This is a genomic window from Streptomyces sp. SID14436 (assembly GCF_010548465.1).
Classification (GTDB): Bacteria; Actinomycetota; Actinomycetes; order Streptomycetales; family Streptomycetaceae; genus Streptomyces.
In genome coordinates this window covers 1-25,736 of record NZ_JAAGMD010000074.1, presented here as the reverse complement: position 1 = coordinate 25,736, position 25,736 = coordinate 1, and the positions used below count along the sequence as shown (strand labels likewise).

Here is a 25,736-nt window from a genome sequence, read left to right as displayed (position 1 = left end):
GCCATCTCGAGGGCGTCCAGGACGAGCCGGGTCTCCTTCGAAGTGGCCGCGGACCAGCAGACGATGCGGCGGGAGAAAGTGTCCACGACGAAGGCGACGTAGACGACGCCGGCGAACGTGGTGACGTGGGTGAAGTCGGCAACCCAGCAGCGGTTCGGGGCCGGGGCGACGAAGTCACGGTCCACGAGGTCCGGGGCCCGCTGTGCGCTCACGTCGGGGATCGTGGTGATCACCTTCTTGCCGCGGACCGCTCCGGCGATGCCGAGCTCGCGCATGAGGCGTTCGACGGTGCAGCGGGCCACCGCGACATCCTGGCGGTTCAAGAGCCGCCAGATCTTCCGGGCGCCGTAGACACGGTAGTTGGCCTCGTACGCCTCCTGGATCAAGATCTTCAGTTCGGAGTCCCGAACGGTGCGGGCCGAGGGTGCCGTCAGGCGTTTGTGGTGGGCGTAGTACGTGGACGGGGCGATCTTGCAGTCGTGGTCGGTGAGGACCCGGCAGATCGGCTCGACTCCGCCGAAGCGGCCCTTGTGCTCGTCGATGAACGCTACGAGCGTGTGTGTGGCCGGTCGAGCTCGGCCGCGAAGAAAGACGCTGCGGCTTTGAGGATCTCGTTGGCCCGCTTCAGCTCGGCGTTCTCCTTCTTCAGGCGCTTCAGCTCGACGGACTCCTCCGTCGTGGTGCCCGGCCGAGTGCCGGCATCGATCTGGTCCTGCCGTACCCACTTGCGCAGGGTCTCGGTCGTGCCGATGCCCAGCTTCTGGGCGACCGCTTTCATCGCGGCCCACTCGGTGCCGTACTCCGGCCGCACCTCGGCGACCATCCGCACCGCACGACGGCGCAGCTCAAGCGGGTAGGGGGAAGGACGTGCCATGACTCGATCCTCTCAAACGATCGAGTCCCTACCGAACCCGGAACGGTTCAGTGATGGAACATATGGCCTCTGCGTAGTTGCTCAGCGTGGTGATTGCGGAATGCGGAGCAGGCCCCGCCGAGCGGTTGCCGTCGGCGCAGCCTCTCCGATGTCTTCGCTCCCGTGCTCGACGACACGGACAACCCCTGGTGAGGGCTTCCCCGCCGGGCTGGGAGTGCTCAAGGGTGTTGCGGACGACGTCGATGTCCTCCTCTCCGAGCCCCCGGACCGTTCACAGCGGCCCTGCCGGCCCGGTCCGCGATCTCGCCGCTGGGCCGGCGCAGCGCCGGTCCGACTGCGGGCATGTTGTGCTCCGATTCGGGTGTGGAGTCCCGCGAAGCCCGGTCGCACCTCCCGGGAGCGTACATGGATGCAGCTCAGGGAGGTTTGACCAGACATCACCTGATACTGACGGGGCTCTCAAATATCCCGGAAGGGACCAGCCAGCGCCGGTGCACGGTTGCCAGGGCCTCGGCCAGCGTCGCGCTCAGAGCCGCCGTTAGCAGCGAGGGGAGTGGGCCGTGGGCGGCCACGTGCCGGCTCAGGTCGAGACCCTCGACGTACTCGGTCGCCAGCCACGGGCGCTCCGCCTCCGGGTCGGCGTCCAGGAGGGCGGCGATCCGGGCGTCCCAGATCGTCTTGAGGATCTCCACCTCCTGCGCGAACCTCGTCCGTGTCTTGGAGTCGACCACGGACGGCTTGATCACCTTCACGGCGGCCGGTTCCCCGCCGGGCGATTCGCCCAGGTACACCTGGCCCATCCCGCCCTGCCCGATCCGGCCGAGCAGTTTGTATCCACCCAGCTCGGCGGGATCGTCGGGACCGAGGGGGGCGATGTGCACCTGAGGCCTCACTTTCAGCACGGTCGAACCGGGGCAGGCAGCCCCCGCCAAGCTAGACCACGCCCTGAGGGAAGGGCATGCCGCTCAGCCCGGATGACGCGGGCGAACCCTGATCCGGGCCGCGGTGAAGGCGCGACGGTTCCGCGGGGCGGACGCCTCGCGTCACTCTTCGTCGGTCGTGCCGGTTCCGGTGTCCGGCTCAGCGACCGGAGGCGGCGTCGGCGGAGCCTGCGTCGGCTCGGGCCGACTGCCGACGGGCCGGTACCCCCTCTTCCCGTTGGGGTCCAACTGCGGTCGTGTCTCGGTCACCTGCCGTGTCTCCCTCTTCGGGCCCGGGAGGTACCTCGACGAAGTCGAGGAACTCCACATCGTCCATCCGAATATAGATCCCGCCGGAACGCGGCAGTGGATGTTCGAACGATCCGGCGCCGGACATGGCCCATGTGGTCTGCAGGTACAGGTCTGCGGCTTCCGGGTAGCCGGAGGTGTAGGACCTCTCCCCGTAATACCCGCCCACCCAGAGGCCGCTTTTCATGCGGGCGCGTACCAGACAGTGGCTCCGACGCTGAAAGACCTTGTCCCAGGCCGTGGGGGTCGGGTCGTAGGTGGACCGGCTTCCACGAGAGCCCAGCCAGGAGGTGAGCCAGGCGGCAGCGGCCGGCACCACGATCAACAGGGTTGCCGCCGTCAGCGCGGTGATGCGAGGGTTGTCGGCCGCGCCGGTCAGCCAGCCCCGGCGACGGTCGTAGACGAGACGCACCAACCACGGGCCGGCGAGCACGACGTACAGGGCGTTGAGGGCGATGCCCGCGGTGACGGCTCGGAGTATGCGCTCTCCGATGTCTTTGTGACCCGGGACCGGACCGCGGGCGCGTTCGCGGACGAACTGGTAGGTCACGCCGGGGAGCACCAGAAGAAGAACGATCACGACCTGGGTGACCGTGGTGGGCGCGTGCGGCATCGTCGTATGCCCTTCCGAACGGCGGGTGCAGGATCCTCGCGACCTGGTGGCCTGATGTTCCCTGATTCCGCGATGACTTGCGGGTACCGCAGACATACTTGCGTAGCGACTGCTCACTGTCGGGGAGGCCGGGACAACTGATGCGGGACCATCTGCTTCGCATACGCACCACGTGGGTCGACAGTCTCGCAGCTCGGGTCTGCCACGGACTCAGACCCGAGACTTGCCGTTCCGACATGTTCCCCTCGTGGGTCGCGAATGATCAACTGACGCTTGCCACCGTGCTGACCCGCATCCCCACGGAGGACATCGGGTGCAGTTCTCCGCGGACCATCGGCGATCGCCTCCGATCGACCGGCCTCGTCGTCCCAGGGGCGCCCGAATCAGTGGTGGCCCGCGACCTCGTCATGCCTGTCCTGCGCACGGTTCGTAGGGGTGGGGCGCCGTGGGAACGCTGGTGGGACGTGGGCAGACTGCATGCCTTGCTGATCGAGTTGTGGGCGGGACGCCGACTGTCTACGAACTCACGCGAGAAAGTCCGCGACGAGCTCACAGCAGTCTGGTGCCTTGAGGACGACCTGCTTGTCGACGTCGCCCTGAACAACGTGGTGGATCCCTTCGCCTACCTGCCCCCGGATCTCCTGCACGAGTCCGCCACCGGAACGGCGAAGGCGTGCGCGGAGTTCCTCGTCACCAGAGGCTTGATGAAGATCACTCTCCCTGATGCTTTTCTGGGCACCAGGCCGGGGCTGGATGACCGACCGGACCTCACGGAGGTCGTGAAGCGCTGGCACCACCGCGTCGATCTGGAAGAGACCGTGCAGCGCGTCACGGACCTCTCACCAGAGCTCTTGACGGGTTTACGCACGGACCTCGACGCGTGGGACGCCCAGATGGGTCAGCTGACATCTCACCTGACGGCGCATGAGCTCAAGCTGATCGTGCCCATGACGGACGATGAACGGTACGTCGAGGAGTGCCTTCGGGCGGGCTGGGGCATGCATCGAGCCGAACTGGAATCAGATGACGCTCTATTGTGGCAGCCGGATTCCGTCGCCCAGAACGACCCAGTGCCCGACTGGATGGCCGAGGAAATCATTACATGCGGAACCCGCTTCTTCCACAAACAGGCAGGTCCTCACCCCGTCTGGCTGGCCACAGTGGAGACGGACACGCATATGGCGGCCGTGCGGATGTTGATGGAGCCGCCAACGCGGTATGGCATCGGACTTGAGGACTACGGTGACGGTCTGAGGCTGTGGTTCGAGTTCCCCACGCTTCCGGCCGACCCCGACCCTCCGTTCCGGGTCCCGTACACCTACTCCCTCTCCTGGGTCGAGCACGCTTGGGAGCTCCTGCACCTTGCGATTGTTGGTTACGCCCGCCTCAGCGTCGTCCGGCTTGTCGGCGACGGTGAGCTCGGGGCCGTGGGCAGCATTCGGATCGATCTGCCGGAAGAGGTGCGCGCCCGGGCCGAGGAAGCCGCGATCGCAGCGCTCCGGAGGCTGGTCGGGGACGAGACGCAGACGATAAGGCAGAAGATCGCCCTTGAGGGCCACGAACAGGCCGCAGAGGTCGCCTTCCAGATCTGCGAGATCGCGAAGGGTGAGGACATCCATGACGAGCTCGCCCTGGAGTCCGACGTCGCTGACTACGAATCCTTCATGGAAGCCGCACGTCACCTTGCCTGGGTACGTTCTCGGCGCGCTGTCGGCTTGCTCGACAGGAAAAGCCCACCGGATGAAGACGCGGAGCTGAAAGCCGCTGCCGAGGCCAGGCAGCGCACTCTGGAACTCCTTCGAGCGGCCACGGGGCGAGGGAACGGCAAGGCGCGATGGAGTGACCGCTCCGACAAGCCCTCTGTGGACGAACAAACAGCGTTCGTCCACCTCATCAACCGGTACGGAACCCTTCAGCTCGCGGTGTGCCGGAGCCGTGCGGGCCACTCGCACTTCGATCTGGTTACGTGCGAGGAGTTTCCCCTCGTACCTCTCGCCGGCGCGGTCGATGAATGGACACGGCAAGCACCGGATCACCCTCGACGTGTGTGGCACGACTACCTGGAGCAGTTGGTCGCCGAGTGCGGTGGGCCGGCACAAGCCATCATCGAGACGGCCGCACCCCATGAAGTCCGTCGGTTGGTGCTCAGCCCCACGGCTCCGCTGGAGCTACTGCCCCTCCACGCAGCTCCGCTCGACAGCGCACGCACCTCCACCTTGATCGATGCTTTCGAGCAGGTGGTCTACGCCCCTACGGCTCGACTCGTGTCTGCCATCGAGAGTTCCCAGCGGCATGCGGCCGTGGTCGAGGTGCTGGTGGTGGCACACGGCGGTGGTCACCTCCCCGGCCTCGAGCTGATCGGCGGGCCACTGTACGAAGCCGACGTGATCGCCGGTCTCCACGACAGCGTGGAAGTTCTCACGCAGGAGGAGGCGACCCCGGCCCGCGCTCTGCACATGATGTCCATGGCCCGGATCGTTCACGTCGCGGCACACGGCCTCACACAGCCGAATCGCTGGGCTGCCGGACTCGCTCTGCACGGCGGTTCACTCGGGGCGGCCATGCTCACTTCCAGCGGGGTCCTCGCTGACGGATTCTTCTCCAGTGTCGACCTGATCGTCCTGAACGCTTGCAGAACGGGCACGCACGAAGGAACCGGTCGTACTGTGCAGACCTTGCGCAGCATCGAGTCCGCGTTTATCGCCCGCGGTGCGAAAGCGGTCATCTCCACCCTGTGGGACATCACTGACCTGCAAGGCGTCGTGTTCTCAGCTGTGCTCCACGCACACCTCAGCGTCGGCGCGGACTCCCACACTGCTTACACCGACACCATCCGCTACCTGCGTAGACATCGGTGGCGAGCGTCCTCCGAGGAAGGCCCGGTGTTCGCCGCCGAATCAACCATCGACGCGATGCTTCCGGACTGGCGAAGTCACCTCGATCAACAGGTCGCCGAAAACCCCCTGTTCTGGGCCGCATTCAAGATCACCGGAGTTACGTGAGTCATATGCTCACCATCGCTCTCTTCCGGCGTGCTCTCAGGCTGGGCATGCCGGAAACGGAAAGATTTGCCAGGACGGCGCTTAGTAAAGGACTTCATGGACGTCCTGCACGCCCGGGCGAATCGGTTACGCCAGTGACCTTCGTACTGCGTCGATCAGGGATGCCGCACGCACATCGTCGGCTCCACCGATGATGTGGTTCATCACGTAACCGAAGGCAATGCCGTGCTCCGGGTCGGCGAAGCCGAGTGAGCCGCCTCGTCCCGTGTGGCCGAAGGCGTTCGGACCGGTCATGAGGTTGGCCTCGGTGGTCAGCATGTACCCGGCGCTGAATCGACTTGGGATCACCATTACCTTGTCCTGTCCGCTGGCCTGCTCCTTAATCGCTGACGCCAGGGTTTCCGGGATGAGCAGGCGCACGCCGTCCACCTCGCCAATCAGCGCAGCGTACATGCGCGCGAGTGCGCGTGCGGTGCCGATGCCGTTGGAGGCCGGGAGTTCCGCGGCCTGCACCTCCGGTGAATCGAAATCGATCTCGGCGGGGTCGGTGACCGCGTACGCTCTGTTGCTGAATGAGTTCGGGTCGCGCCAGGCGGCGACCTGTTCGCGGAGTTCTTCGGGAAGCGACTCGGTGGGCACGGTGGTGAGGTCGACGTCCGGCCGCCGGTACACCATGCGGCTGACCCGGTCGCGCTCGCTTGCCGGCAATCCGATGAAGAAATCCAGCCCGAGGGGGGCGGCGATCTCGTCGGCGAAGAAGCGGCCCGGCGAGCGGCCGGATACTCGGCGGATCACCTCGCCGACCAGCCAGCCCCAGGTCCGGCCGTGGTACCCGTGAGCCGTGCCCGGAGTCCACACGGGGCGTTGATCGGCCAGTGCCGCCGCAATGGGATGCCAGGTCAACGCCTGGTTCAGCGGGACCGGTTGGTCTAGCGCGATCAGGCCGGCCTGGTGGGACAACAGCCAGCGCACGGGGATGTCCGCCTTGCCGTTCGAAGCGAACTCCGGCCAGTACTTCGCCACCGGCGCGTCCAGGTCCAGCGCGCCGCGCTCGGCCAGCATGTGCGCCGCGGTCGCGGTCGCACCCTTGGTCGCCGAGTAGACCAGTTGCAGCGTGTCCCGCGTCCACGGACGACCGGTTTCGGGGTCGGCGACGCCGCCCCACAGGTCCACCACCGGCCGGCCGTACCGGTATACGCACACCGCTGCGCCGATGTCGCCGTGCCGGGCGAAGTTCGCCGTGAACGCTTCACGCACCGGTTCGAATCCGGGTGCCACCTCACCGTCGATCGTCGTCATGCCGTTCATCCTGGCAGTTCGGCCGCTCTTCCCGGCGAGGTGGGCTCGCCCTGGTGTCCAGACGATGGTTGTCAGACGACGACGGGTAGTTCCTGCAGGCGCTCGCGGAACTCGCGGACAGAAGGCACGTATATGTGCGGTTCGAGCCGCGCGGAGAACTCCTTCAGGCGGTCCAGAGCCCGTACGGAGCTGACACTGTCTTCCAGGAGTCCGGCGCCGTAGTTCGCGGCGTCCAGCGCTCCCTCCAGGTCACCGCCGGCGAGTCGCGCCTCGGCCAGGCGGCTGGACCGTACGGCCTTGTCCCGGGGAGCCGCGCTCGCCACGGAAGTCTCCAGGGAACTCGTCGCGCGCTCCACCTGCCCGGAGCGCAACAGGACCTTGCCCTCGGTCGACCTCAACTGCCCCTCGCCGAACCAGTCGAGCCAGTCCGGGTTCTCCTCCGCCGCGTCACGCTCCCAGAGGGAAGCGGCGCGGTTCAGTGCCGTTCCGGCCTTGCGGTGGTAGCCGTCGCGTGACAGCGCCTCGGCCTTGTGCAGGTAGAGGAAGGTCTGGGTGCGGGACGACAGCGAGTGGGGAGCGTTGTCGATGGCGGTCGAGATGAGGTCGACCCGCTCGGCGGTGCGTCCGGCCTCGGAGACGTGCACTCCCATCTCCGCGAGAATGAAGGTGCCGAAGGCGTCGTCCCCGGCGGTACGGGCGCTGCGCAGAGCGCCGACGTAGTAGCGCTGGCCGGCGGATCGCAGGCCGGCGTCGTAGGCCATCCAGCCGGTGAGGTGTGACACTCGGGCCGCCAGCGCGTACAGGCGGAGGCGGACCCTGTCGGTGTACCGCCCACCGCTGAGGAGACCGGTGACCAGGGCGAGATCACCGCGTGCCTGCTCCAGAAGCCGAGCGCCTCCGAGCTGGTCGTCGAGCGTGCGGAGGGTACAGATGCGCTGCTCGATCGTCGAGACCATCGTGTCCGTGACCCGGTCACCGCCCAACGCCGAGGCGAAGGCGGAGGGTGCGTCCACCCAACTCGCCGCGAGCCCCGCCAAGGCGGTGCCGGTGATGGTGAGAAAGCCCCGGCGATCCATGCGGCCACTCCCCACCAGATCGGACAGCGCCTCGACCGTACCGGCCTCGGTCCAGGGAGCGGTGAGCCCCGTCACCTCCCAAACGGGGAGCCACCGGGGCCATCCTTCCGCGCGCACCTGTTCGTCCGGGACACGCAGCAGGTCGGCGAGGACACGCTGGGCATCCGCGTCCGGCTCCTGTCCCTGTTCCCACTTCCATACGGTCGTCCGGTTGGTCCCCAGGGGGATCCCCAGCGCCCTCCCGTGCTTCTGCATGAGCCGGGCGAATTCGGCTTTCCCCCACCCGCGCGTCTGGAGGACGAAGCTCAGCGGATGAACTGCTAACGGCTCACCAGGCACGTCATCACTCCTGTCATCCCCTCACGGCGTAGTTGGGAGGCTACTTCCCGTGTCCGTGTACGGGGAGGGCGTCTTCCGGAGGAGAAACCCCCTGGAAACGTTCCGACGTGCGAGCTGGCGCCGTTGACTGAGTATCAGCCGTCCGTGGGGCACGCCCAGGGCGCTCGCTCTCGGAACGGCTCCTCGAATCGGCGGCTCCATTCCCGCATCACCGTCGGGGATGGAGTCGCTCTCCAGTCTTCGGAGGCGTCCGCCATGCCCACGCTCGTCCATCGGTTCGTCCTTGCGGGTACGGAACGGGAAGTGCCCCTCGCCCGGCGCATAGTCGTCGACAAGGTGCGTACGTGGAGTGTGCCGCTGGACGAGGAGACAGTCGACGCCATCCGTCTCGTCGCCTCCGAGCTCATCACCAACGCCGTGGTCCACGGGGAGGGGCCGGTCACCATTGCGCTGTACCACCGGCCTGGTCGCTTGGTGATCGACGTCCTCGACGGCAATCCGTCGGCTCCGCAAATGGGTTGTGCCCAAGCCGACGACGAGAGCGGGCGCGGCCTGGCGCTGGTCGGCCTTCTTGCGGCGCGGTGTGCCTGGGAACCCTCCGGTCACGGGAAGCGCGTATGGGCGGAGATCGTGCTTCCCACGGCGGCGCCTGCCATCCGCGCTGCCGTTCTGCGCAGGTTATTCGCATTGAGACCGAAGCGTGGAGCCGTAGCCGAGTCCAAGTCGCTCACCCTGGCAGTCGCGTGATGGGGCGGCACGCAGTACGAGCGGCTCCGCCTTCTGGTCCCGATGTGGTGTTCCGGCCCACCCGCCGCGACATCGACCCCGTCACAGGGGAGCCCACCGCCTACACCCTGTGGGACCGCCATGAATGGCAGGCGCGTGGTGAGTGCTGGCTGTGGTGTGGACGTGACGACGTCGAGGTGACGTGGATCGGTCCCGTCCGGTCGAGCGGTATGCACGCGGCCCTCTACGCCTGCCGCGCGTGTCTGTACGAACTGGACCAGCGGGTCCTGGAGACCAACATGCGCCAGGACGCGGACGTCCTGCCGATGAACGGCCGGGTTGCCCGGCCGCCGGTGTAGCGCGGCGGCTCATCGCGTCGCCCAATGACCGCCGCCCCACGGAAATCCGCTTCTCCCACGACCGTGGGGCGGCCACCACCTCCCGCCGGAGCCCTGGCGGGAGAACCGAAGAGGAAGGAGTACGAGGTGGCAGAGCGCACGACACCGCCTCCGGCCCCAAGCGGCCTCCTGGTGGCGGTGGAAGAGCTGACCGCCGTCCACGACCGGTACGACAGCCTCCGGTCCGACAACGCCGGAAGTTCCGGCGACGCACCGTGGCCGGGCGGCGACGGCAACCTGCACGACAGCGAGTAGGCACCAAGCGGTGGGGCCGGCACGACTGGCCGTGCCGGCCCCACCGTGTCCGCATCACGTGGTCGAACCCATGGAGGACGCAACGATGGAACATCGATTGATCGGCGCCATCGAGACAGCGATCGGATGGAGCGGAGCGGAGGAGCTGGGCAAGGGCTTCGTGCGGGGGAGTATGGACGATCCTGCACTCGTCTCCCGCCTTCTGACTCCGAACCGCCTGCTCGACATCGCGATGCGCAGGAGCCTCAACCGCCCGCAGTTCCGGTGCTTCCAGAAGGGCGAGGAGGTGCACCCGGCCGTCTACTACACCGACAGCGTCAGCCCCCGGGGCCAGAGCATCCCCATGGTCAACATGCGCAGCCTCGGAAGGCTCCTGCGGGAAGGCGCGACGCTCATCCTCGACCAGGCCAACGTCTTCGATCCGACGATGGAGGTCGCGTGCCGGGCGTTGCAGTGGTGGTCCCACGAGCGCGTGCAGGTCAACGCGTACCTGACGACGAACGACGCCGCTGGCTTCCCCCTGCACTGGGACGACCACGATGTCGTGATCGTGCAGCTCGCGGGCCAGAAGGAATGGGAGGTGCGCTCGACCTCGCGCAAGGTCCCCATGTACCGGGACTCCGACCCCAACAACACCCCGAGCGACGAGATCATCTGGTCCGGCCTCCTGAAGGCCGGCGACGTCATGCACATCCCCCGAGGGCACTGGCATCAGGCGACCCGGACCGGCAGCGGCTCGGGAACGAGCCTTCACGTCACGTTCGGCATCACCAAACGCACCGGAGCGAGCTGGCTCGCCTGGCTGGCCGACCGGTGCCGCGAACACGAGCTCTTCCGGCACGACCTGGACCGCTGGCACGGACTCGACAGCGAGGCCCTGACCGAGGCCGCCACCATGCTGGTCGGCGAACGCTCCCCGGTCGACTTCCTGACCGCGTACGAGCAGGAGACGGCGCTGCCGCGCCACGTGCCGTTCCTCGACATCCTCGGGCCGCTCGACGGCGTGGTGTGCACCACCCACTTCCCTCCCCGGGTCATGGAGAACGGGGAGACCGTTGACGTGGTGGCCGCAGGGAAGAAGCTGATCCTCACGGTCAAGGCCCTGCCCGCGCTGCGGACGCTGCTGAGCGGCAGGCCGGTCCTGCTGGAGCGGGCGGCGGCCGTCGTCGGGGCCGAAGTGATGGAGCTGGCCGAGATCCTGGTGAAGGAGGAGCTGTGCGCGGTGCTGACACCCGAGTTGTCCTCGGGCTACACCGGTCTCGTCACGAGCGCCGTCTCCTGACCGGAGCGCTTGATCTCGGTGTCACCGCGCTCGACACCAGCACCAACTACCTCAGCTTCCGCTCGCATCGGATCCTGGCGCGGACGGCCGGTGATCTGCTGCCGAAGTTCACGGTCTCCACGAAGGTCGGATACTTCCCGGGGCCGGACGGCGGGGAGCACTGCCTGGAGCCCGTACGACTGCGCGCGGCGGTGGAACAGGCAGCCGAGGACCTCGGGCGGGCGCCCGACCTGGTGTTCCTGCACAACCCGGAACACTCGCTCCGTGAGGGCGCCCCGCATGGCGGAGACGTGCTGGCGCAGGCGTGCACCGCCCTCGACGACGCTGCGGCGAAAGGGCTGTGCGCCGCCTGGGGCGTCGCCTCCTGGAACCCGTCACCGCTGCTGAACCTGATCGACCCGACCGCACCGAAGCCGTCGATCCTCATGGTCCGCGCCGGCCTGTTGGTCGGAGTCGGAACGCTCGATGCCGCTGATGTCCTCATCAAGGCATGGGACCTGGGCGACGGTGCGGTGTGGGGGATGAGCCCCTTCGGAGGCAGCGTCAGCGCCCCGGTGTGGGCCAGGATCGACCCGCGCGCCTTCCTACGGGACAGCAGCCGACTCTCCCGCGTACAGGCAGCCTTCCGGACCGCCTACCACCTCCCACGGGTTGGCTCCGTTGCGGTGGGCACCGACGAACCCACCCATCTGGGCGAACTCGTCGGCGCCCTGACCGGCGAAGTCGAGGAGCGGACCATCCAGCAGTACCGAAGACTCCTTCGTGACCGCTCGCAGGGTCAGCCCGCCTGAAGCTCCTCGATGACCTGCTCGGCCATGCGCCGCGCGGGTTCCAGCCGAGGGTCCTTCGGATGTGCGTACGGCCCGAGGATCTTCGAGCAGGCGAACAACGTCATCAGCCTGCCGTCCCGGCTCTCGAAGTCGCGCTGGCGCTCCTGCCGTACGCGATCGGCCAGAGCGGGGACGGCAAGCGAACTCGCCCACAGTGAGGCGGAGTCCAGCCCCTGCGGTGCGTTCCCCCAGTCCTCCCAGTCGAAGAGACTGAACACCGGAGCGGTCACGTTGGCCCAGTTCAGGTCCGCATGGGCCGGCACCCATCGCTGGACGGCCGTATCGAAGTCGCCGGAGAAGGCACCTCGGATGGACTCGGTGACCAGTTCCTGGGTGATGGTGTCGGTCTCCGGTGTGGCGACCCGCCTCGTCCTGTGAGCCGCCAGCGCGTCAAGCGAGGCGTTCAACGCCTCCCACCACTCATCCGGCAGTTCCGGCGCTTCGCTCAAGACGGCGCTTCCGACGGGAGCGGCCGGCAGGAGGCCGGTTTCGTCGGCCCGCCACATCACCGGTCCATCCGCGTCCCGCCAGACCACACACCCCTGCCATGTCGGCTGGGCGACGCCTTCCAGACGGGCGGCACACTCGGTGCCGTTCCACCCTTGATCGGCGATCTTGTCGGGCGAGCGCCGCTCGACCCGGACCCAGGTATCGCGGTCTGTCCGGGCTCCCACGGACCGGCGCTTGCGCACCACCGTGTCCGGGAGCAGGCGCACCTGGAGAGACCGCGCGACGCGATCAAGAACCTCGTCAACCGGCTGCACCCGTAGGTCAACAGCCTGACCCGTGGAGACCGAGAGCGTCATACACGCGACCGTAGCAGCGATGCGGCGGGAGGCAGTCCAACACGAGGACCGGCGGCAACCGTCAGCTACATCCATCCAGCACCTCACAGGACGGCGGCCCACATGAGCCGGTTCACCGGAAACCACCGGGCACTACCGCCAGTTCCGCCCCGGCATCCCCCGAAGACGTCGTCGCGTTCATCGACCACGCCGTCCCTGTAGTCCGGGTTGTGCGGTGGGTGGACCGGAGACTGGTCTTGTTCGGGTGAGGGGTCGACGTGACCGTAGGGCATCGGTAGCCGACTGGTAGGGGCCAGCTTGTGCTCGTCTTTCGCCGTGGTCGATAACGAGCAGGGCCGCCCGTGCCGCGTGTGTGGCAGTGCGCCGGGCGGCGGACGGTGTGGGCCGCTGCGGGAGATGGTCCTGATGATGGGCGCTGTCCGACGCCACCGCGTCGTCAGTCGCGTCGAACCGGTCCCGGATGCGGGGCAGGGACAGACCGGGGGCGAGCGTCGAGCCTGCGTAGAAGACGGTTCGCCGTCCTGCCCCGCGCGGGCGCACGTGGCAGCGCCGCCGTGGACGCCGTCTTCGGTAGCTCTCAAGCAACCGGGAACAGCCCGGCCCCGACCCGAAGTCGCAGAGAAGTCCCAGAGGCGCCGCCGCACCCCTTCCAGACCCGCATTCGTGCAGATCGCATTGGGTGCGGCGGCAGCCGTCGGTCAGATGTCCCGGAAGATCTCGATCTGCGCCCCGATCGAGTTCAGCCGTTCCGCCAGGTCCTCGTAACCGCGGTTGATGACGTACACGTTGCGCAGGACCGATGTGCCGTCCGCCGCCATCATCGCCAGGAGGACGACCACGGCCGGGCGGAGGGCCGGCGGGCACATCATCTCGGCGGCGCGCCAGCGGGTGGGGCCCTCGACCAGGACGCGGTGCGGATCAAGCAACTGGAGGCGGCCGCCGAGGCGGTTGAGGTCGGTCAGGTAGATGGCGCGGTTGTCGTAGACCCAGTCGTGGATGAGGGTCTGGCCCTGGGCGGACGCCGCGATGGCCGCGAAGAACGGGACGTTGTCGATGTTCAGGCCGGGGAACGGCATCGGGTGGATCTTGTCGATCGGCGCTTCCAGCTTGGAGGGGCGCACGGTCAGGTCCACCAGGCGCGTACGGCCGTTGTCGGCGAAGTACTCCGGGGTGCGGTCGTGGTCGAGGCCCATCTCCTCCAGGACCGCGAGCTCGATCTCCAGGAACTCGATGGGGACGCGGCGGACGGTGAGTTCCGACTCGGTGACGACGGCGGCGGCCACCAGGCTCATCGCCTCGACCGGGTCCTCGGAGGGGGAGTAGTCCACGTCGACGTCGATCGTGGGCACGCCGTGCACCGTGAGGGTGGTGGTGCCGATGCCGTCGACCTTGACGCCCAGCGCCTCCAGGAAGAAGCAGAGGTCCTGGACCATGTAGTTGGAGGAGGCGTTGCGGATGACGGTGACGCCGTCGTGCCGGGCGGCGGCCAGGAGCGCGTTCTCGGTGACCGTGTCCCCGCGTTCGGTCAGCACGATCGGGCGGGCGGGGCTGACGGAGCGGTCCACCATCGCGTGGTACTGGCCCTCGGTCGCGGCGATGTCCAGGCCGAAGCGGCGCAGCGCGATCATGTGCGGCTCGATGGTGCGCGTACCGAGGTCGCAGCCGCCCGCGTAGGGCAGCTTGAAGCGGTCCATGCGGTGCAGCAGCGGGCCGAGGAACATGATGATGGAGCGGGTGCGGCGGGCGGCGTCCGCGTCGATGGCGTCCAGGTCCAGCTCGGCGGGCGGCACGATCTCCAGGTCGACGCCGTCGTTGATCCAACGGGTGCGCACGCCGATGGAGTTCAAGACCTCGAGGAGGCGGTAGACCTCCTCGATGCGGGCGACGCGGCGCAGCACGGTGCGGCCCCGGTTGAGGAGCGAGGCGCACAGCAGGGCCACGCACGCGTTCTTGCTCGTCTTCACGTCGATGGCACCGGACAGACGCCGGCCGCCCACCACGCGCAGGTGCATCGGTCCGGCGTAGCCCAGGGAGACGATTTCGCTGTCGAGGGCCTCGCCGATCCGGGCGATCATCTCAAGGCTGATGTTCTGGTTGCCGCGCTCGATGCGGTTGACGGCGCTCTGGCTGGTGCCGAGCGCCTCGGCCAGCTGTGCCTGCGTCCAGCCCCGGTGCTGACGGGCGTCGCGGATGAGCTTGCCGATGCGTACGAGGTAGTCGTCTGCCATGGGGTCGAGGCTATCTCAGATATGAGATGGCACCTCTTGGGGGGTCCATTCGGGTGACGTGACGTCAGTGTCCCCTGGTCCGGCGGGTGCGACGCCATCCGAAGGGGCCGGGCAAATCCACCGATGTCGTACGACGTCCCGTACTGCTCCGGGTGTACCGGGGGCCCTTCGAGCTGCCGGTGGTGATGGACCAGGACCGCTTGTTGATGTTCAGCCGCACTCCCGGAAGGATCCGAAAGCTCTTGCGAAAGGTAAGCGGCATGCCTGCCTCCGTTCAAGTCGGGGGAGTTGCTCCGTCCCCGGCTCGGATACCCCGAGGCGGCCCACTGATGGCTTTCGGCCGACTTCCGGGCCCCGAGAAGGCGAGAAGGTGAGACACGGGACATGCGACACGAGGGCCTGTCTGTAATGGCTTGATCACTCCTTTGGAGCATGTTCTTCTGTTCGAGACCTCTGCACGGCCGGCACCTGATGCGGTCGTGCGTGTCCGGCACCGATACTCACGGGGGAGCTCATGAGGCTTGCGAAGAGCGGGGCGGACCATGTCCGGCACCTGCACACACTCGGCCCGCGCGGCACGAATCTGGAAGCCGCGTCCCACGAATGGCTGCGACGGCGCGGAGTGCGGGGGACGGTGGAGCTGCACTCCTCCATCGAGACCGCGCTGGACGCCGTTCCCGACGACGGGGAGCACGCGCTGGTCGCCTGCGCCGTCTATCCGGCGTTACACACCCTGGTGTTCGGCAACCTGCACCGCCTGCACATGGTCGACAGCTTCATCATGCCGACGCACAACATGGTGCTCGCCACCCGCGGGGCCGACGTGCCCGCCACGGTCGCCTCGCACCCGGCGCCCACGGGCCTCGTGCCCGCCGGTACGGAGATCCGGGAGGTGCTGAGCAACTCCCGGGCGGCCATCGAGTGCGCCGAAGGCCGTGTCGAGGGCTGCATCACCACCATCGTCGCGGCCCGGAACCACGGACTGCGCGTGGTGCGGGACTTCGGCGCCGTCCCGATGGTGTTCACCGTCCACCAGGTTCTGGCGGTCGGTGTCGGCGACGACCAGCGGCTGCTCCCGGCGGGGGCGGCCCTGTGACCGACACCACGGCCACCGCCGCTGCCACCACCACGATCGGTACCACTGCGACTGCCCCTGCGACCGCCGCCGCTCCGGTCCCCCCGGAGCTGCTGGCCGACGCCGACGAACTCACGAGGTCCCTCATACCGGACGTCGACCGATTCCGGCGGCGGCAGACGGACGACGGGACCGTGCCCGGCGCGACCGCGGAGGACGACGCCCTGCTCGGCCGGATCCGCGACGAGGCGTGCGCCTGGTACACGCGGCACGGACGGGACGAGCAGGCCACCGCCCTGGCGGCCGACGTCGACGACTGGCTCGCGGCCGGCCTCGCGACCCGTCCGCACTTCGCCCGCTCGCGGGACGCCCTGCCCGTGCCCGAGGACGGCTCCGCCGTCTTCTTCCTCGCCCCGCTGCAGAGCACCAACAGCGCGCCGCCCGTGGGCAAGCGGCTGGACTGCTTCTTCGCCCTGCGCAAGGAGCCCGCCGCGCTGCCGGAGCTGGCCCAGGCGTATCCGCATCCCCGGAACAACTGCCAGTCGCTGCTGCTGATCACCGGCAGCGCGGGCTTCCGGCAGGGCAACTGCCTGGTGTTCTTCCCGGAGAACGTGGCCGCTCACGACAAGATCACCGAGCAGCCATACGCCATGTTCTTCTACAACAAGATGCGGAAGATCCACGAGACGTACGCGCTGCCCGGAGCGGCGGCCGTCCTGACTCCCGAGTCCCTGCCGCGCGCGTCCACGGGGCTGGACCCCGACGTGTGCTTCGAGGCCCGCGCCATCTGGGGCTATCTGCACGACTCGATGCACTACCAGGGGCTGTGGCCGTTCGACCAGCACATCTCGCTGAAGATGAACTGGTTCGTCGGCCTGCTGGAGGAGATCAAGGTCGACGCCAAGACCGTGCTGGCCTGTGCCGACAGCGGTGTCGTGCCGTTCGCCGCCGAGCAGATCGACATGATCCTGCTGGAGCGGGTGTTCCGCTATCCGCAGGCGGACGACGCCACCCGCAACTTCGACTCGGGCACCGGGGTCCTCCTCTACTCCTGGCTGCGCGAGCACGGTGCGCTGGCCGGGTCCCCGGCCGACGGCGGCCTGCTGCGCTTCGACCGGGCCAAGGCGATCGACGCGCTGCGCGCGTTCGTCGCCACCGTCGAGGCGCTGGAGGCGGAGGTCACGACCGACGACGAGTACCGCGCGGCGGCCAGGGAACTGGTCCGCCGGTACCTGCCCGCGCCCGAGCCCGTCAAGGCCGGCCCGGTCACCTCCGCCTGCACCCCCCGTCGGCGGTACACCTTCACCGAGGACCAGCGGGTCCTGCTGCGCGCCAAGCAGGGGCTGGACCGGATGCCGGCGCTGGAGTTCGAGCGGGCGGAATGGTGAGGGCCGCTCCCCGGCCGGCCGCCGGCCGGGGAGGCCACCCCGGCGGCCACCCCGGCGGCCACCCCGGCGGCCACCCCGGCGGACGCCTTGGAGGAGACCCCGGAGGCGGCGCCGGAGGCGGCGCCGGAGTCGGTCCCGGAAAGGATCCCGGAGGGCGCCTTGTGGTGCCCGTCCTGTCGGTGCTGATGGTCGCCCTGCTCGCGGCCGGCTGGGTGCTCGCCGGGCACCTGGTCGACGGGGCCCCGCCGCTGCTGGTGGCGGCCGGCCGGACCGCGGCCAGCTTCGTCGTCATCACCGTCATCGCCCTGCTGTACCCGCGGTCGCGGCCCCAGGTGCGGGCCGCGACCGCCCGCGTCGGCGGCGTGCTGCTGCTGGCCTTCCTCGGCTTCTTCGCGTACTACTCCGGAACGCTGCTCGGGACCGGCGTCATCGGGGCCTCCCGGGTCGGTCTGATCGTCTCCCTGCTGCCCTGCATCACCTTCGTGATCGGGATCGTCGCCTTTCGTGAGCCCTCCACGCGGCGCAAGGTCATGGGCACGGTGCTGGCCGTGCTCGCGGCCTGCGGATACGCCCTGGCCGACGCCCCCGCCGGGGACGGCGCGGGCTCCGGGGCCGACGGGGGCGCGCTGGTGGGCGGCGGGCTGCTGGCCCTCGGCGGCACCTTCACCTATGCCGTGTACGGCTACGTCTACCGGCGGCGCATGGCGGACCTGACGCCGGTCGCGGCCCTGCCCGCCATCACCGGGGCGGGCACGGTCATGCTGGGGCTGACGGTCGTGCTGTTCGTCCCGCTCGGCGGCGTCTCCGCGGCGGACTGGGGCGGCATCGCCGCCCTGGGGGCGGTCCTCACCGCTCCGGTCTTCCTCATCTCCCACGAACTCATCCTGCGCCAGGGGCCGTTGTTCACCTCGGCCATCGCACTGGCCGTGCCATTCCTGGTGCGCCTGGGGGAGTGGGCTCTGGGCCGCGAGCCCGCGCCCGGACCGCTCGTGCTGCTGATGCTGCTGCTGTGCGCGGGCGGCGTGTGGCTCACCATCGGCGGCGCCCGCCCCGCCCCCCGCGCCGCGGAAGCCACGACGGCTGAGGAAGCCACGGCGGCTGAGGAACCCACGACAGCCACGGCATCGGCGGCGGCCGCGGCATCAGCGGCAGCCGCGGACGACGACACCCTCCCGGCGCCCGGAACCAACACCCGCCTCCCGCAGGGACCCGAGGCCGGCCTCCCGCAAGGAGCCGAGGCGCACACCCGGCAAGGACCATCGTGACGGCAAAGGACCACGTGATGACGACGCACCACCCCGGACGCGCGCGGCCCACCCGGCCCACCCTCGTCCTCGTCTACCAGCGCACCTCGCTGCCCTGGGTCTTCGAGAGCGCCGAGCGGGCCGGGATCGACCTCGTGCTCGTGCCCCGGCCCGACGAGACGGTGACCCAGGACCGGCTGCCGCCCGCCGTGGTGGACGTCCTGCGGCTGGACGTGGAGGCCGACCCGGCCGGGGCGCTGGACGCCCTGCGGCGGCGCTACGAGGAGCGCCCCTTCCAGGGCGTCGTCACGCTCTACGACCCCGCCGTGCCGTTCGTCGCCGAGGCCGCCGAACGGCTCGGGCTGCCCGGGATCGGCCGTGACGTGGCGCTCGGCGCGCAGGACAAACGCGTCATGCGGGAGCGGCTGGCCGCGGCGGGCCTCAACGTGCCGGGATTCGTCCGGCTGGACCACCCGGACGACTGGGAGAAGGCGGCGCGCCTGGCTTTCCCCGTCGTGGTGAAGCCGGCCCACGGCTTCTCCAGCCTCGGCGTGACCAAGGCGGAGTCGCCGGGGGACCTGAAGGGCGTGGTCGACGAGGTGTGGCGGACCTGCGCGAGCAAGCTGGGCCGGGTCGACGGCCTGGTCCTCGAGGAGTACCTGGACGGCCCCGAGTTCGCCGTGGAGTCCCTCGCCCACGGCGGTGACGTGCGGATCCTGACCATCGGCTACAAGGGCGACCCGCAGGGCCCGCACTTCGAGGAGGGCGTCTACCGCGCGCCGGCGTCCCTGCCCGCCGACGTCGAGGAGGACATCCGCCGCGAGGTGACGGCCGCGCACCGGGCCCTCGGCATCACGGACGGGCCCACCCACACGGAGCTGCGGCTGCGGGGCGGTGTGACGCCGTATCTGCTGGAGATGGGCGCCCGGATCGGGGGCTCCGGGGTGTCCCAGTACATCGCCTCCGGGGTGACCGGCATCGACTTCGCGGCCCAGGCACTGCGCATCGCCGCCGGGACCGCCACCGAGCCCCTGGCCTCCGGCCCGCCGCCGGAGCCCGTGGGGGCCGCGGCCAACTACATCGTCCCGTGCGGCGGTTCCGGCCGGATCAGCGCGATCCGCGGCCTGGCCGAGCTGCGCGACGACCCCCGGGTCGACCACGTCGTGCAGATGCTGTTCCCCGGCGACGTCGTGCGGCCCTACCCGGACTTCACCGGCTACCCGGCTTTCGTGCTGTCCCGGCACGCCGACATCGCCGAGGCCGAGGAGTTCCACCGGTTCCTGGAACGGTCCATCCGCATCGAGTTCACCGACGAGACGGACGACGGCCAGGGCACCGACGCCACCGCCAGGACCGGCAGGACCACCAGGACAGCCAAGACCGACAGGACCGACGGCACCGACCACGGGGGGCCCGAGTGACCTCCGTTCCGTTCGACGACCGCGACGGCGTGATCTGGCTGGACGGGGCGTTCGTGCCGTGGCGCGACGCCCGCCTGCACGTCCTCTCCCACGGCCTGCACTACGGCGGCGGAGTCTTCGAGGGCATCCGCGTGTACGACGGCCGGCCGTTCAAGTCCGCCGAGCACTTCCGGCGGTTCCACGCCTCCGCACGGGAACTGAACTTCGCCGTCCCGCACAGCGTCACCGGCCTGGACGCCGCCCTGGAGGAGACGGTCCGGCGGCAGGGCATCGCCGACGGCTACGTCAGGCCCGTGGCCTGGCGGGGCAGCGAGCAGATCGCGGTGTCCGGGGCGGGGACGTCCGTACACGTCGCGATCGCCGCCTGGGAGTGGCCGCACGTGTTCTCCGGCGACGCGCACAGCCGCGGCATCACGCTGCACACGTCCCGGTGGCGGCGCCCGTCCCCGGACACCGCCCCGGTCCGGGCGAAGGCGGCGTCGCTGTACACCATCGGCACGCTGGCCCGCGACGAGGCGGAGGCGGCCGGCTGCGACGACGCCCTGCTCCTGGACCACCGGGGACACCTGGCGGAGGCCACCGGGGCCAATCTCTTCCTGGTGGCCGGCGGGTCCCTGCACACGCCGATCGCGGACACCTTCCTCGACGGCATCACCCGGCAGACGGTCCTGGCGCTCGCCCGGGATCTGGGGATCACCGTCCACGAACGGCACATACGGCCCGGGGAGCTGCGCGACGCCGACGAGGTCTTCCTCACCGGCACGGCCTACGAGGTGCAGCCGGTGCGTGCCGTGGACGGACACGCCTTCGAGGTCGGCGACGTCACCGCGATGCTGTCCAAGGCGTACACGGAACTGACCCGTTCAGCCGGGGCACGGTAGCCGCCAACGAGGACGGGCGGGCGGGAGCGGCCAACGAGTACGGGTGGGCGGGAGCGGCCAACGAGTACGGGCGGGCGGGAGCGGCTACGACGGGCGGGCGGTGGCCCCCACGAGGACGGGCGGGCGGCAGCCGTTCCGGGGCCGGGCGCCCCACACGCCCCGTCCCCTCACCCGCTCCGAGGAGGGGGCTCCCGCCCTCACCGTCCGGCCGCCGGCCGCACCCCTCGGCGGGCGCCCCGCACACATCCGCGCCCCCGCGCGGTCGTGGGCGCCCCCGTCGGGGGCACTCGGAGCGTGACGCAACACACGGGCGCACCGGGGCCCGCGCATGACCATTCGGCCTCGGTGTACTAGAGTTATCTCGACATCGAGATATCTACCGAGGAGCACTGCACCCGCCGCGGCGGTAAGGATTGCCTAACTTAGCCTCACCTTAGCGGATCGGTCGAGACGTCGTGGCGGCGCCACGCGGCGCCAGCCGCGTGGGGTCGCGGTGTGGTGGTACGCGCACATCAATGAAGGAGACTGTCGTGTCGGCGAACAGCTTCGACGCCCGCAGCACGCTGCAGGTGGGCGACGAGTCGTACGAGATCTTCCGGCTGGACAAGGTCGAGGGCTCCGCCCGCCTTCCCTACAGCCTCAAGGTCCTGCTGGAGAACCTGCTCCGCACCGAGGACGGCGCCAACATCACCGCCGACCACATCCGCGCGCTCGGCTCCTGGGACTCCCAGGCGCAGCCGTCGCAGGAGATCCAGTTCACGCCGGCCCGCGTGATCATGCAGGACTTCACCGGCGTGCCCTGCGTGGTCGACCTCGCCACCATGCGTGAGGCCGTCAAGGAGCTGGGCGGCGACCCCGCCAAGATCAACCCGCTGGCCCCGGCCGAGCTGGTCATCGACCACTCCGTGATCGCCGACAAGTTCGGCACCCCCGACGCCTTCAAGCAGAACGTCGACCTGGAGTACGGCCGCAACCGCGAGCGCTACCAGTTCCTGCGCTGGGGCCAGACCGCGTTCGACGAGTTCAAGGTCGTCCCCCCGGGCACCGGCATCGTCCACCAGGTGAACATCGAGCACCTGGCCCGCGTCGTCATGACCCGTGACGGCAAGGCCTACCCCGACACTCTGGTCGGCACCGACTCGCACACCACCATGGTCAACGGCCTCGGCGTCCTCGGCTGGGGCGTCGGCGGCATCGAGGCCGAGGCCGCCATGCTCGGCCAGCCGGTCTCCATGCTGATCCCGCGCGTCGTCGGCTTCAAGCTCACCGGTGAGCTGAACCCCGGCACCACCGCCACCGACCTGGTGCTCACCATCACCGAGATGCTGCGCAAGCACGGCGTCGTCGGCAAGTTCGTCGAGTTCTACGGCGAGGGCGTCGCGGCCACGAGCCTCGCCAACCGCGCCACCATCGGCAACATGTCGCCGGAGTTCGGCTCCACCGCGGCGATCTTCCCGATCGACGGTGAGACGCTCAACTACATGCGCCTGACCGGCCGTTCCGCCGAGCAGGTCGCGCTGGTCGAGGCGTACGCCAAGGAGCAGGGCCTCTGGCTGGACCCGAAGGCCGAGCCCGACTTCTCCGAGAAGCTGGAGCTGGACCTCTCCACGGTCGTGCCGTCCATCGCCGGCCCGAAGCGCCCGCAGGACCGCATCGTCCTCGCCGACGCCAAGGCGCAGTTCGCGCAGGACGTCCGAAACTACGTCAAGGACGGCGGTGACGTCGACGAGGCCAGCAAGGAGTCCTTCCCCGCCTCCGACGCCCCGGCCATCTCCAACGGCGCCCCCAGCCACAAGGTGAAGGTCACCGCCGCCGACGGCACCGAGTACGAGCTCGACCACGGCCACGTCACCGTCGCCGCGATCACCTCCTGCACCAACACCTCCAACCCGTACGTCATGGTCGCCGCCGCCCTGGTGGCCAAGAAGGCGGTGGAGAAGGGCCTGACCCGCAAGCCGTGGGTCAAGACCACCCTCGCCCCGGGCTCCAAGGTCGTCACCGACTACTTCGAGAAGGCGGGCCTGACCCCCTACCTCGACAAGGTCGGCTTCAACCTGGTCGGCTACGGCTGCACCACCTGCATCGGCAACTCCGGCCCGCTGCCGGAGGAGGTCTCCCAGGCGGTCAACGAGCACGACCTCGCGGTCACCTCGGTGCTCTCCGGCAACCGCAACTTCGAGGGCCGGATCAACCCCGACGTCAAGATGAACTACCTGGCGTCCCCGCCGCTGGTCGTCGCCTACGCGATCGCCGGTTCCATGAAGGTGGACATCACCCGCGAGGCCCTCGGCTACGACCAGGACAACAACCCGGTCTTCCTGAAGGACATCTGGCCCTCCGAGGCCGAGGTCAACGACGTCGTGGCGAACGCCATCGGCGAGGACATGTTCTCCAAGTCCTACTCCGACGTCTTCGCCGGCGACGCCCAGTGGCAGGCGCTGCCCATCCCGACCGGTGACACCTTCGAGTGGGACGCCGAGTCCACCTACGTGCGCAAGCCCCCGTACTTCGAGGGCATGGGCATGGAGCCGGCCCCGGTCGAGGACATCTCCGGCGCCCGCGTGCTCGCCAAGCTGGGCGACTCGGTCACCACCGACCACATCTCCCCGGCCGGCGCCATCAAGGCCGACACCCCGGCCGGCAAGTACCTCACGGAGCACGGCATCGAGCGCCGCGACTTCAACAGCTACGGCTCGCGCCGCGGCAACCACGAGGTCATGATCCGCGGCACGTTCGCCAACATCCGCCTGCGCAACCAGATCGCGCCGGGCACCGAGGGCGGCTACACCCGCGACTTCACGCAGGACGGCGGCCCGGTCTCCTTCATCTACGACGCCTCGCAGAACTACCAGGCCGCCGGCATCCCGCTGGTCGTCCTGGCGGGCAAGGAGTACGGTTCCGGCTCGTCCCGCGACTGGGCGGCCAAGGGCACCGCGCTGCTCGGCGTCAAGGCCGTCATCGCCGAGTCCTACGAGCGCATCCACCGCTCGAACCTCATCGGCATGGGCGTCCTGCCGCTGCAGTTCCCGGAGGGCCACACGGCCGACTCCCTCGGCCTGACCGGCGAGGAGACCTTCTCCGTCACCGGCGTGACCGAGCTGAACAACGGCACCACCCCCAGCACGGTGAAGGTCACCACCGACACCGGCGTGGAGTTCGACGCGGTCGTCCGCATCGACACCCCGGGTGAGGCCGACTACTACCGCAACGGCGGCATCCTGCAGTACGTGCTGCGGGGCCTGATCCGCAAGTAGGCCGCACACCGGGCCACGAGCCCGGTACGGCCCAGCACTTGAGGGCACGGTGAGGACACGTTGAGGGCCGCATCCCCGGCAGCGGGGATGCGGCCCTCGCGCCGTCGTGCCCGTTGTACGCTGACACCTCACCGGACGACGGGGGTGGCGGTGGACCGCACGGAGCGCATGCGTCTTGTCCTGACGGGCAGCCGGGACAGCGACCAGGAGGAACTCGACGGGCTGACCCTCCAGTTGCGCGAGCGACTGCTCGAACTGGACGTCGACGACGTGGCATTGGACCGCTCGGGCGCCGTCCCCGACGGGGCCAAGCCGGTGGACGCCGTCGCCGTCGGCGCGCTCGCCGTGACCGCGCTGCCGTTCGCGCTGCGCGCGGCGCTCGACCTCGTACGGACCTGGATCGAGAACCGCCCGGTGCGCACCGTCAGCATCACCCTCGGCGAGGACACCCTGGAGCTGGAGGCCGTCTCCACCGGCGACCAGCAGCGCCTCATCGACGCCTTCCTGGCCGCCCACGCCCCCGCCCCCGAGCCGGACGCACCCGCCCCCGAACGGGACGCACCCGCCCCCGAGCCGGACGCCGCGGCCGGGCAGGGAGACTGAGGACACCGCGACCGTGGCCGCGGACCGTCACGCCCTGCTCGTCGCGACAGGCCACTACGAACACCCCGACCTGCGCCTCCTGCGGTCGCCCACCCGGGACGCCGAAGGACTGGCAGCGGTCCTTCAGGACCCGCTGATCGGCGACTTCGAGGTCGGCACGGTCGTCGACGGCCGCCACGACGAGGTCGCCCGGGCCATCGAGGTCTTCTTCCGCGACCGCCGCCGCGACGACCTGCTCCTGCTGCACCTGTCCTGCCACGGCGTCAAGAACGACAGCGGCGAACTGCACTTCGCCACCGCCGACACCGACCCCCGCCTGCTCGCCTCCACGTCCGTCCCGGCCGCGTTCCTGCACACGCAGATGAGCCGCTGCCGGGCCCGCTCCATCGTCCTGCTCCTCGACTGCTGCTACAGCGGGGCCTTCCTGCCCGGCGCCAAGGGCGACACCACCGTGCACGTCCGGGACGAACTGGCCGGTCACGGCCGGGTGGTGATCACCGCGACCAACCGGACCGAATACGCCTGGGAGGGGAGGCACGTCACCGCACAGCAGCCGGAGCACTCCCGGTTCACCGGCGCGGTCGTCGAGGGCCTGCGTACCGGCGAGGCGGACCGCGACGGGGACGGCCTGATCGGCGTCCACGACCTCTACGACCACGTCTACGAGGAGCTGCGGGCCGCCGGTGTCGCCCAACGTCCGCAGATGTGGCTGGAGGTGGAACGGCAGGTGGTCGTGGCCCGGTCCGTCCGGCCGCAGCAGCAACGGCAGCAGCGTCAGCAGCGGCAGCGGACGCCCGAGCCCGTGCTCTCGCCCGAACCCCTGCCCTCGCCCGAGCCGCGCCACGAGCGGCCCGCCGCGCCGCAGTCACCTACGCCGGAGCCCCCGGCCCCGGGGCCCCCCGCGCCGGGCCCG

21 protein-coding genes and 1 pseudogene are annotated in these 25,736 nt (G+C 69.5%); 14 read left to right on the top strand and 8 right to left on the bottom strand.

What is annotated here, in order from left to right; all coding sequences use genetic code 11:
* The 3 genes and pseudogenes from G3I53_RS02680 to G3I53_RS02670 form a co-directional block, all read right to left on the bottom strand.
* A pseudogene (locus G3I53_RS02680) lies at positions 1-874 on the bottom strand (IS3 family transposase); the annotation flags it as partial.
* A 437-nt stretch (positions 875-1,311) separates the two neighbouring features.
* Positions 1,312-1,767: a protein kinase gene (locus tag G3I53_RS02675; protein WP_343240543.1), complete on the bottom strand. Its 456-nt coding sequence runs from the start codon at positions 1,765-1,767 to the stop codon at positions 1,312-1,314.
* 187 nt (positions 1,768-1,954) lie between these two features.
* The gene (locus G3I53_RS02670; protein WP_164337341.1) at positions 1,955-2,716 is read right to left on the bottom strand and encodes a DUF6338 family protein; all 762 of its coding nucleotides are present in this window, start codon (positions 2,714-2,716) and stop codon (positions 1,955-1,957) included.
* Positions 2,717-2,997: 281 nt separating this feature from the next.
* Between G3I53_RS02670 and G3I53_RS02665 the strand changes: the two genes are divergently transcribed.
* Positions 2,998-5,718 (top strand): CHAT domain-containing protein, encoded by a 2,721-nt coding sequence (locus G3I53_RS02665; protein WP_164337340.1) that lies wholly within the window; start codon positions 2,998-3,000, stop codon positions 5,716-5,718.
* Between the two features lie 126 nt (positions 5,719-5,844).
* Here the strand turns inward: G3I53_RS02665 and G3I53_RS02660 are convergent, their stop codons facing one another.
* Together G3I53_RS02660 and G3I53_RS02655 are read right to left on the bottom strand one after the other, a co-directional pair.
* The gene (locus tag G3I53_RS02660) at positions 5,845-7,017 is read right to left on the bottom strand and encodes a serine hydrolase domain-containing protein (RefSeq protein WP_164337339.1); all 1,173 of its coding nucleotides are present in this window, start codon (positions 7,015-7,017) and stop codon (positions 5,845-5,847) included.
* A gap of 71 nt (positions 7,018-7,088) precedes the next feature.
* Positions 7,089-8,432 (bottom strand): transcriptional regulator, encoded by a 1,344-nt coding sequence (locus tag G3I53_RS02655; protein ID WP_164337338.1) that lies wholly within the window; start codon positions 8,430-8,432, stop codon positions 7,089-7,091.
* Between the two features lie 255 nt (positions 8,433-8,687).
* Here G3I53_RS02655 and G3I53_RS02650 point away from each other — a divergent pair, with 255 nt between their 5' ends.
* The 5 genes from G3I53_RS02650 (at position 8,688) to G3I53_RS02635 (ending at position 11,884) form a co-directional block, all read left to right on the top strand.
* Positions 8,688-9,179, top strand: coding sequence for an ATP-binding protein (locus G3I53_RS02650; protein WP_164337337.1), 492 nt, complete (start codon positions 8,688-8,690; stop codon positions 9,177-9,179).
* A gap of 44 nt (positions 9,180-9,223) precedes the next feature.
* A complete protein-coding gene (locus tag G3I53_RS02645) occupies positions 9,224-9,517 on the top strand; it encodes a hypothetical protein (RefSeq protein ID WP_343239668.1) in 294 nt (97 codons plus the stop codon).
* 126 nt (positions 9,518-9,643) lie between these two features.
* Positions 9,644-9,811, top strand: a complete 168-nt coding sequence (locus G3I53_RS33145) for a hypothetical protein (RefSeq protein WP_203592339.1) — start codon at positions 9,644-9,646, stop codon at positions 9,809-9,811.
* 85 nt (positions 9,812-9,896) lie between these two features.
* The gene (locus G3I53_RS02640; RefSeq protein WP_164337335.1) at positions 9,897-11,093 is read left to right on the top strand and encodes a cupin domain-containing protein; all 1,197 of its coding nucleotides are present in this window, start codon (positions 9,897-9,899) and stop codon (positions 11,091-11,093) included.
* Positions 11,027-11,884, top strand: a complete 858-nt coding sequence (locus G3I53_RS02635; RefSeq protein ID WP_164337334.1) for an aldo/keto reductase — start codon at positions 11,027-11,029, stop codon at positions 11,882-11,884. The genes G3I53_RS02640 and G3I53_RS02635 overlap by 67 nt, the downstream gene beginning before the upstream one ends.
* Here G3I53_RS02635 and G3I53_RS02630 read toward each other — a convergent pair.
* From G3I53_RS02630 to G3I53_RS02620, 3 genes are all read right to left on the bottom strand, one after another.
* Positions 11,872-12,729 carry a hypothetical protein gene (locus tag G3I53_RS02630; protein WP_164337333.1) on the bottom strand — a complete coding sequence of 286 codons (858 nt, stop codon included), beginning with the start codon at positions 12,727-12,729 and terminating at the stop codon, positions 11,872-11,874. The genes G3I53_RS02635 and G3I53_RS02630 overlap by 13 nt on opposite strands.
* A 698-nt stretch (positions 12,730-13,427) precedes the next feature.
* Entirely contained in the window at positions 13,428-14,957 is a 1,530-nt protein-coding gene (locus G3I53_RS02625; protein WP_164337332.1) for a UDP-N-acetylglucosamine 1-carboxyvinyltransferase, read from the bottom strand.
* A gap of 64 nt (positions 14,958-15,021) precedes the next feature.
* Complete coding sequence (locus tag G3I53_RS02620; protein WP_164337331.1) at positions 15,022-15,219, bottom strand: DUF4236 domain-containing protein; 198 nt, start codon at positions 15,217-15,219, stop codon at positions 15,022-15,024.
* Positions 15,220-15,471: 252 nt separating this feature from the next.
* On the opposite strand from G3I53_RS02620, the gene G3I53_RS02615 reads away from it, so the two are divergent.
* The 8 genes from G3I53_RS02615 to G3I53_RS02580 form a co-directional block, all read left to right on the top strand.
* Complete coding sequence (locus tag G3I53_RS02615) at positions 15,472-16,053, top strand: bacilysin biosynthesis protein BacA (RefSeq protein ID WP_164337330.1); 582 nt, start codon at positions 15,472-15,474, stop codon at positions 16,051-16,053.
* Positions 16,050-17,420: a DUF6421 family protein gene (locus tag G3I53_RS02610; RefSeq protein ID WP_343240542.1), complete on the top strand. Its 1,371-nt coding sequence runs from the start codon at positions 16,050-16,052 to the stop codon at positions 17,418-17,420. Before G3I53_RS02615 ends, G3I53_RS02610 begins: the two co-directional genes overlap by 4 nt.
* 164 nt (positions 17,421-17,584) lie before the next feature.
* Complete coding sequence (locus G3I53_RS02605; RefSeq protein ID WP_164338669.1) at positions 17,585-18,685, top strand: DMT family transporter; 1,101 nt, start codon at positions 17,585-17,587, stop codon at positions 18,683-18,685.
* A 17-nt stretch (positions 18,686-18,702) separates the two neighbouring features.
* Positions 18,703-20,085 carry an ATP-grasp domain-containing protein gene (locus tag G3I53_RS02600; protein ID WP_164338668.1) on the top strand — a complete coding sequence of 461 codons (1,383 nt, stop codon included), beginning with the start codon at positions 18,703-18,705 and terminating at the stop codon, positions 20,083-20,085.
* Positions 20,082-20,966, top strand: a complete 885-nt coding sequence (locus G3I53_RS02595; protein ID WP_164338667.1) for a branched-chain amino acid aminotransferase — start codon at positions 20,082-20,084, stop codon at positions 20,964-20,966. Before G3I53_RS02600 ends, G3I53_RS02595 begins: the two co-directional genes overlap by 4 nt.
* A 530-nt stretch (positions 20,967-21,496) precedes the next feature.
* A complete protein-coding gene (gene acnA, locus G3I53_RS02590; protein ID WP_164338666.1) occupies positions 21,497-24,220 on the top strand; it encodes an aconitate hydratase AcnA in 2,724 nt (907 codons plus the stop codon).
* Between the two features lie 168 nt (positions 24,221-24,388).
* Entirely contained in the window at positions 24,389-24,823 is a 435-nt protein-coding gene (locus G3I53_RS02585) for a hypothetical protein (protein ID WP_203592692.1), read from the top strand.
* 13 nt (positions 24,824-24,836) lie between these two features.
* Positions 24,837-25,736, top strand: a 900-nt coding sequence (locus tag G3I53_RS02580; protein WP_343240541.1) for a caspase family protein, incomplete at its 3' end; no start/stop codon positions are given.

Excerpts from the sequence above, each read along its gene's own strand:
- G3I53_RS02670 (WP_164337341.1), bottom strand. The coding sequence starts at position 2,716 with ATGCCGCACGCGCCCACCACGGTCACCCAGGTCGTGATCGTTCTTCTT.
- G3I53_RS02660 (WP_164337339.1), bottom strand. The coding sequence starts at position 7,017 with ATGACGACGATCGACGGTGAGGTGGCACCCGGATTCGAACCGGTGCGT.
- G3I53_RS02650 (WP_164337337.1), top strand. The coding sequence starts at position 8,688 with ATGCCCACGCTCGTCCATCGGTTCGTCCTTGCGGGTACGGAACGGGAA.
- G3I53_RS02640 (WP_164337335.1), top strand. The coding sequence starts at position 9,897 with ATGGAACATCGATTGATCGGCGCCATCGAGACAGCGATCGGATGGAGC.
- G3I53_RS02630 (WP_164337333.1), bottom strand. The coding sequence starts at position 12,729 with ATGACGCTCTCGGTCTCCACGGGTCAGGCTGTTGACCTACGGGTGCAG.
- G3I53_RS02625 (WP_164337332.1), bottom strand. The coding sequence starts at position 14,957 with ATGGCAGACGACTACCTCGTACGCATCGGCAAGCTCATCCGCGACGCC.
- G3I53_RS02620 (WP_164337331.1), bottom strand. The coding sequence starts at position 15,219 with ATGCCGCTTACCTTTCGCAAGAGCTTTCGGATCCTTCCGGGAGTGCGG.
- G3I53_RS02615 (WP_164337330.1), top strand. The coding sequence starts at position 15,472 with ATGAGGCTTGCGAAGAGCGGGGCGGACCATGTCCGGCACCTGCACACA.
- G3I53_RS02600 (WP_164338668.1), top strand. The coding sequence starts at position 18,703 with ATGACGACGCACCACCCCGGACGCGCGCGGCCCACCCGGCCCACCCTC.
- G3I53_RS02585 (WP_203592692.1), top strand. The coding sequence starts at position 24,389 with ATGCGTCTTGTCCTGACGGGCAGCCGGGACAGCGACCAGGAGGAACTC.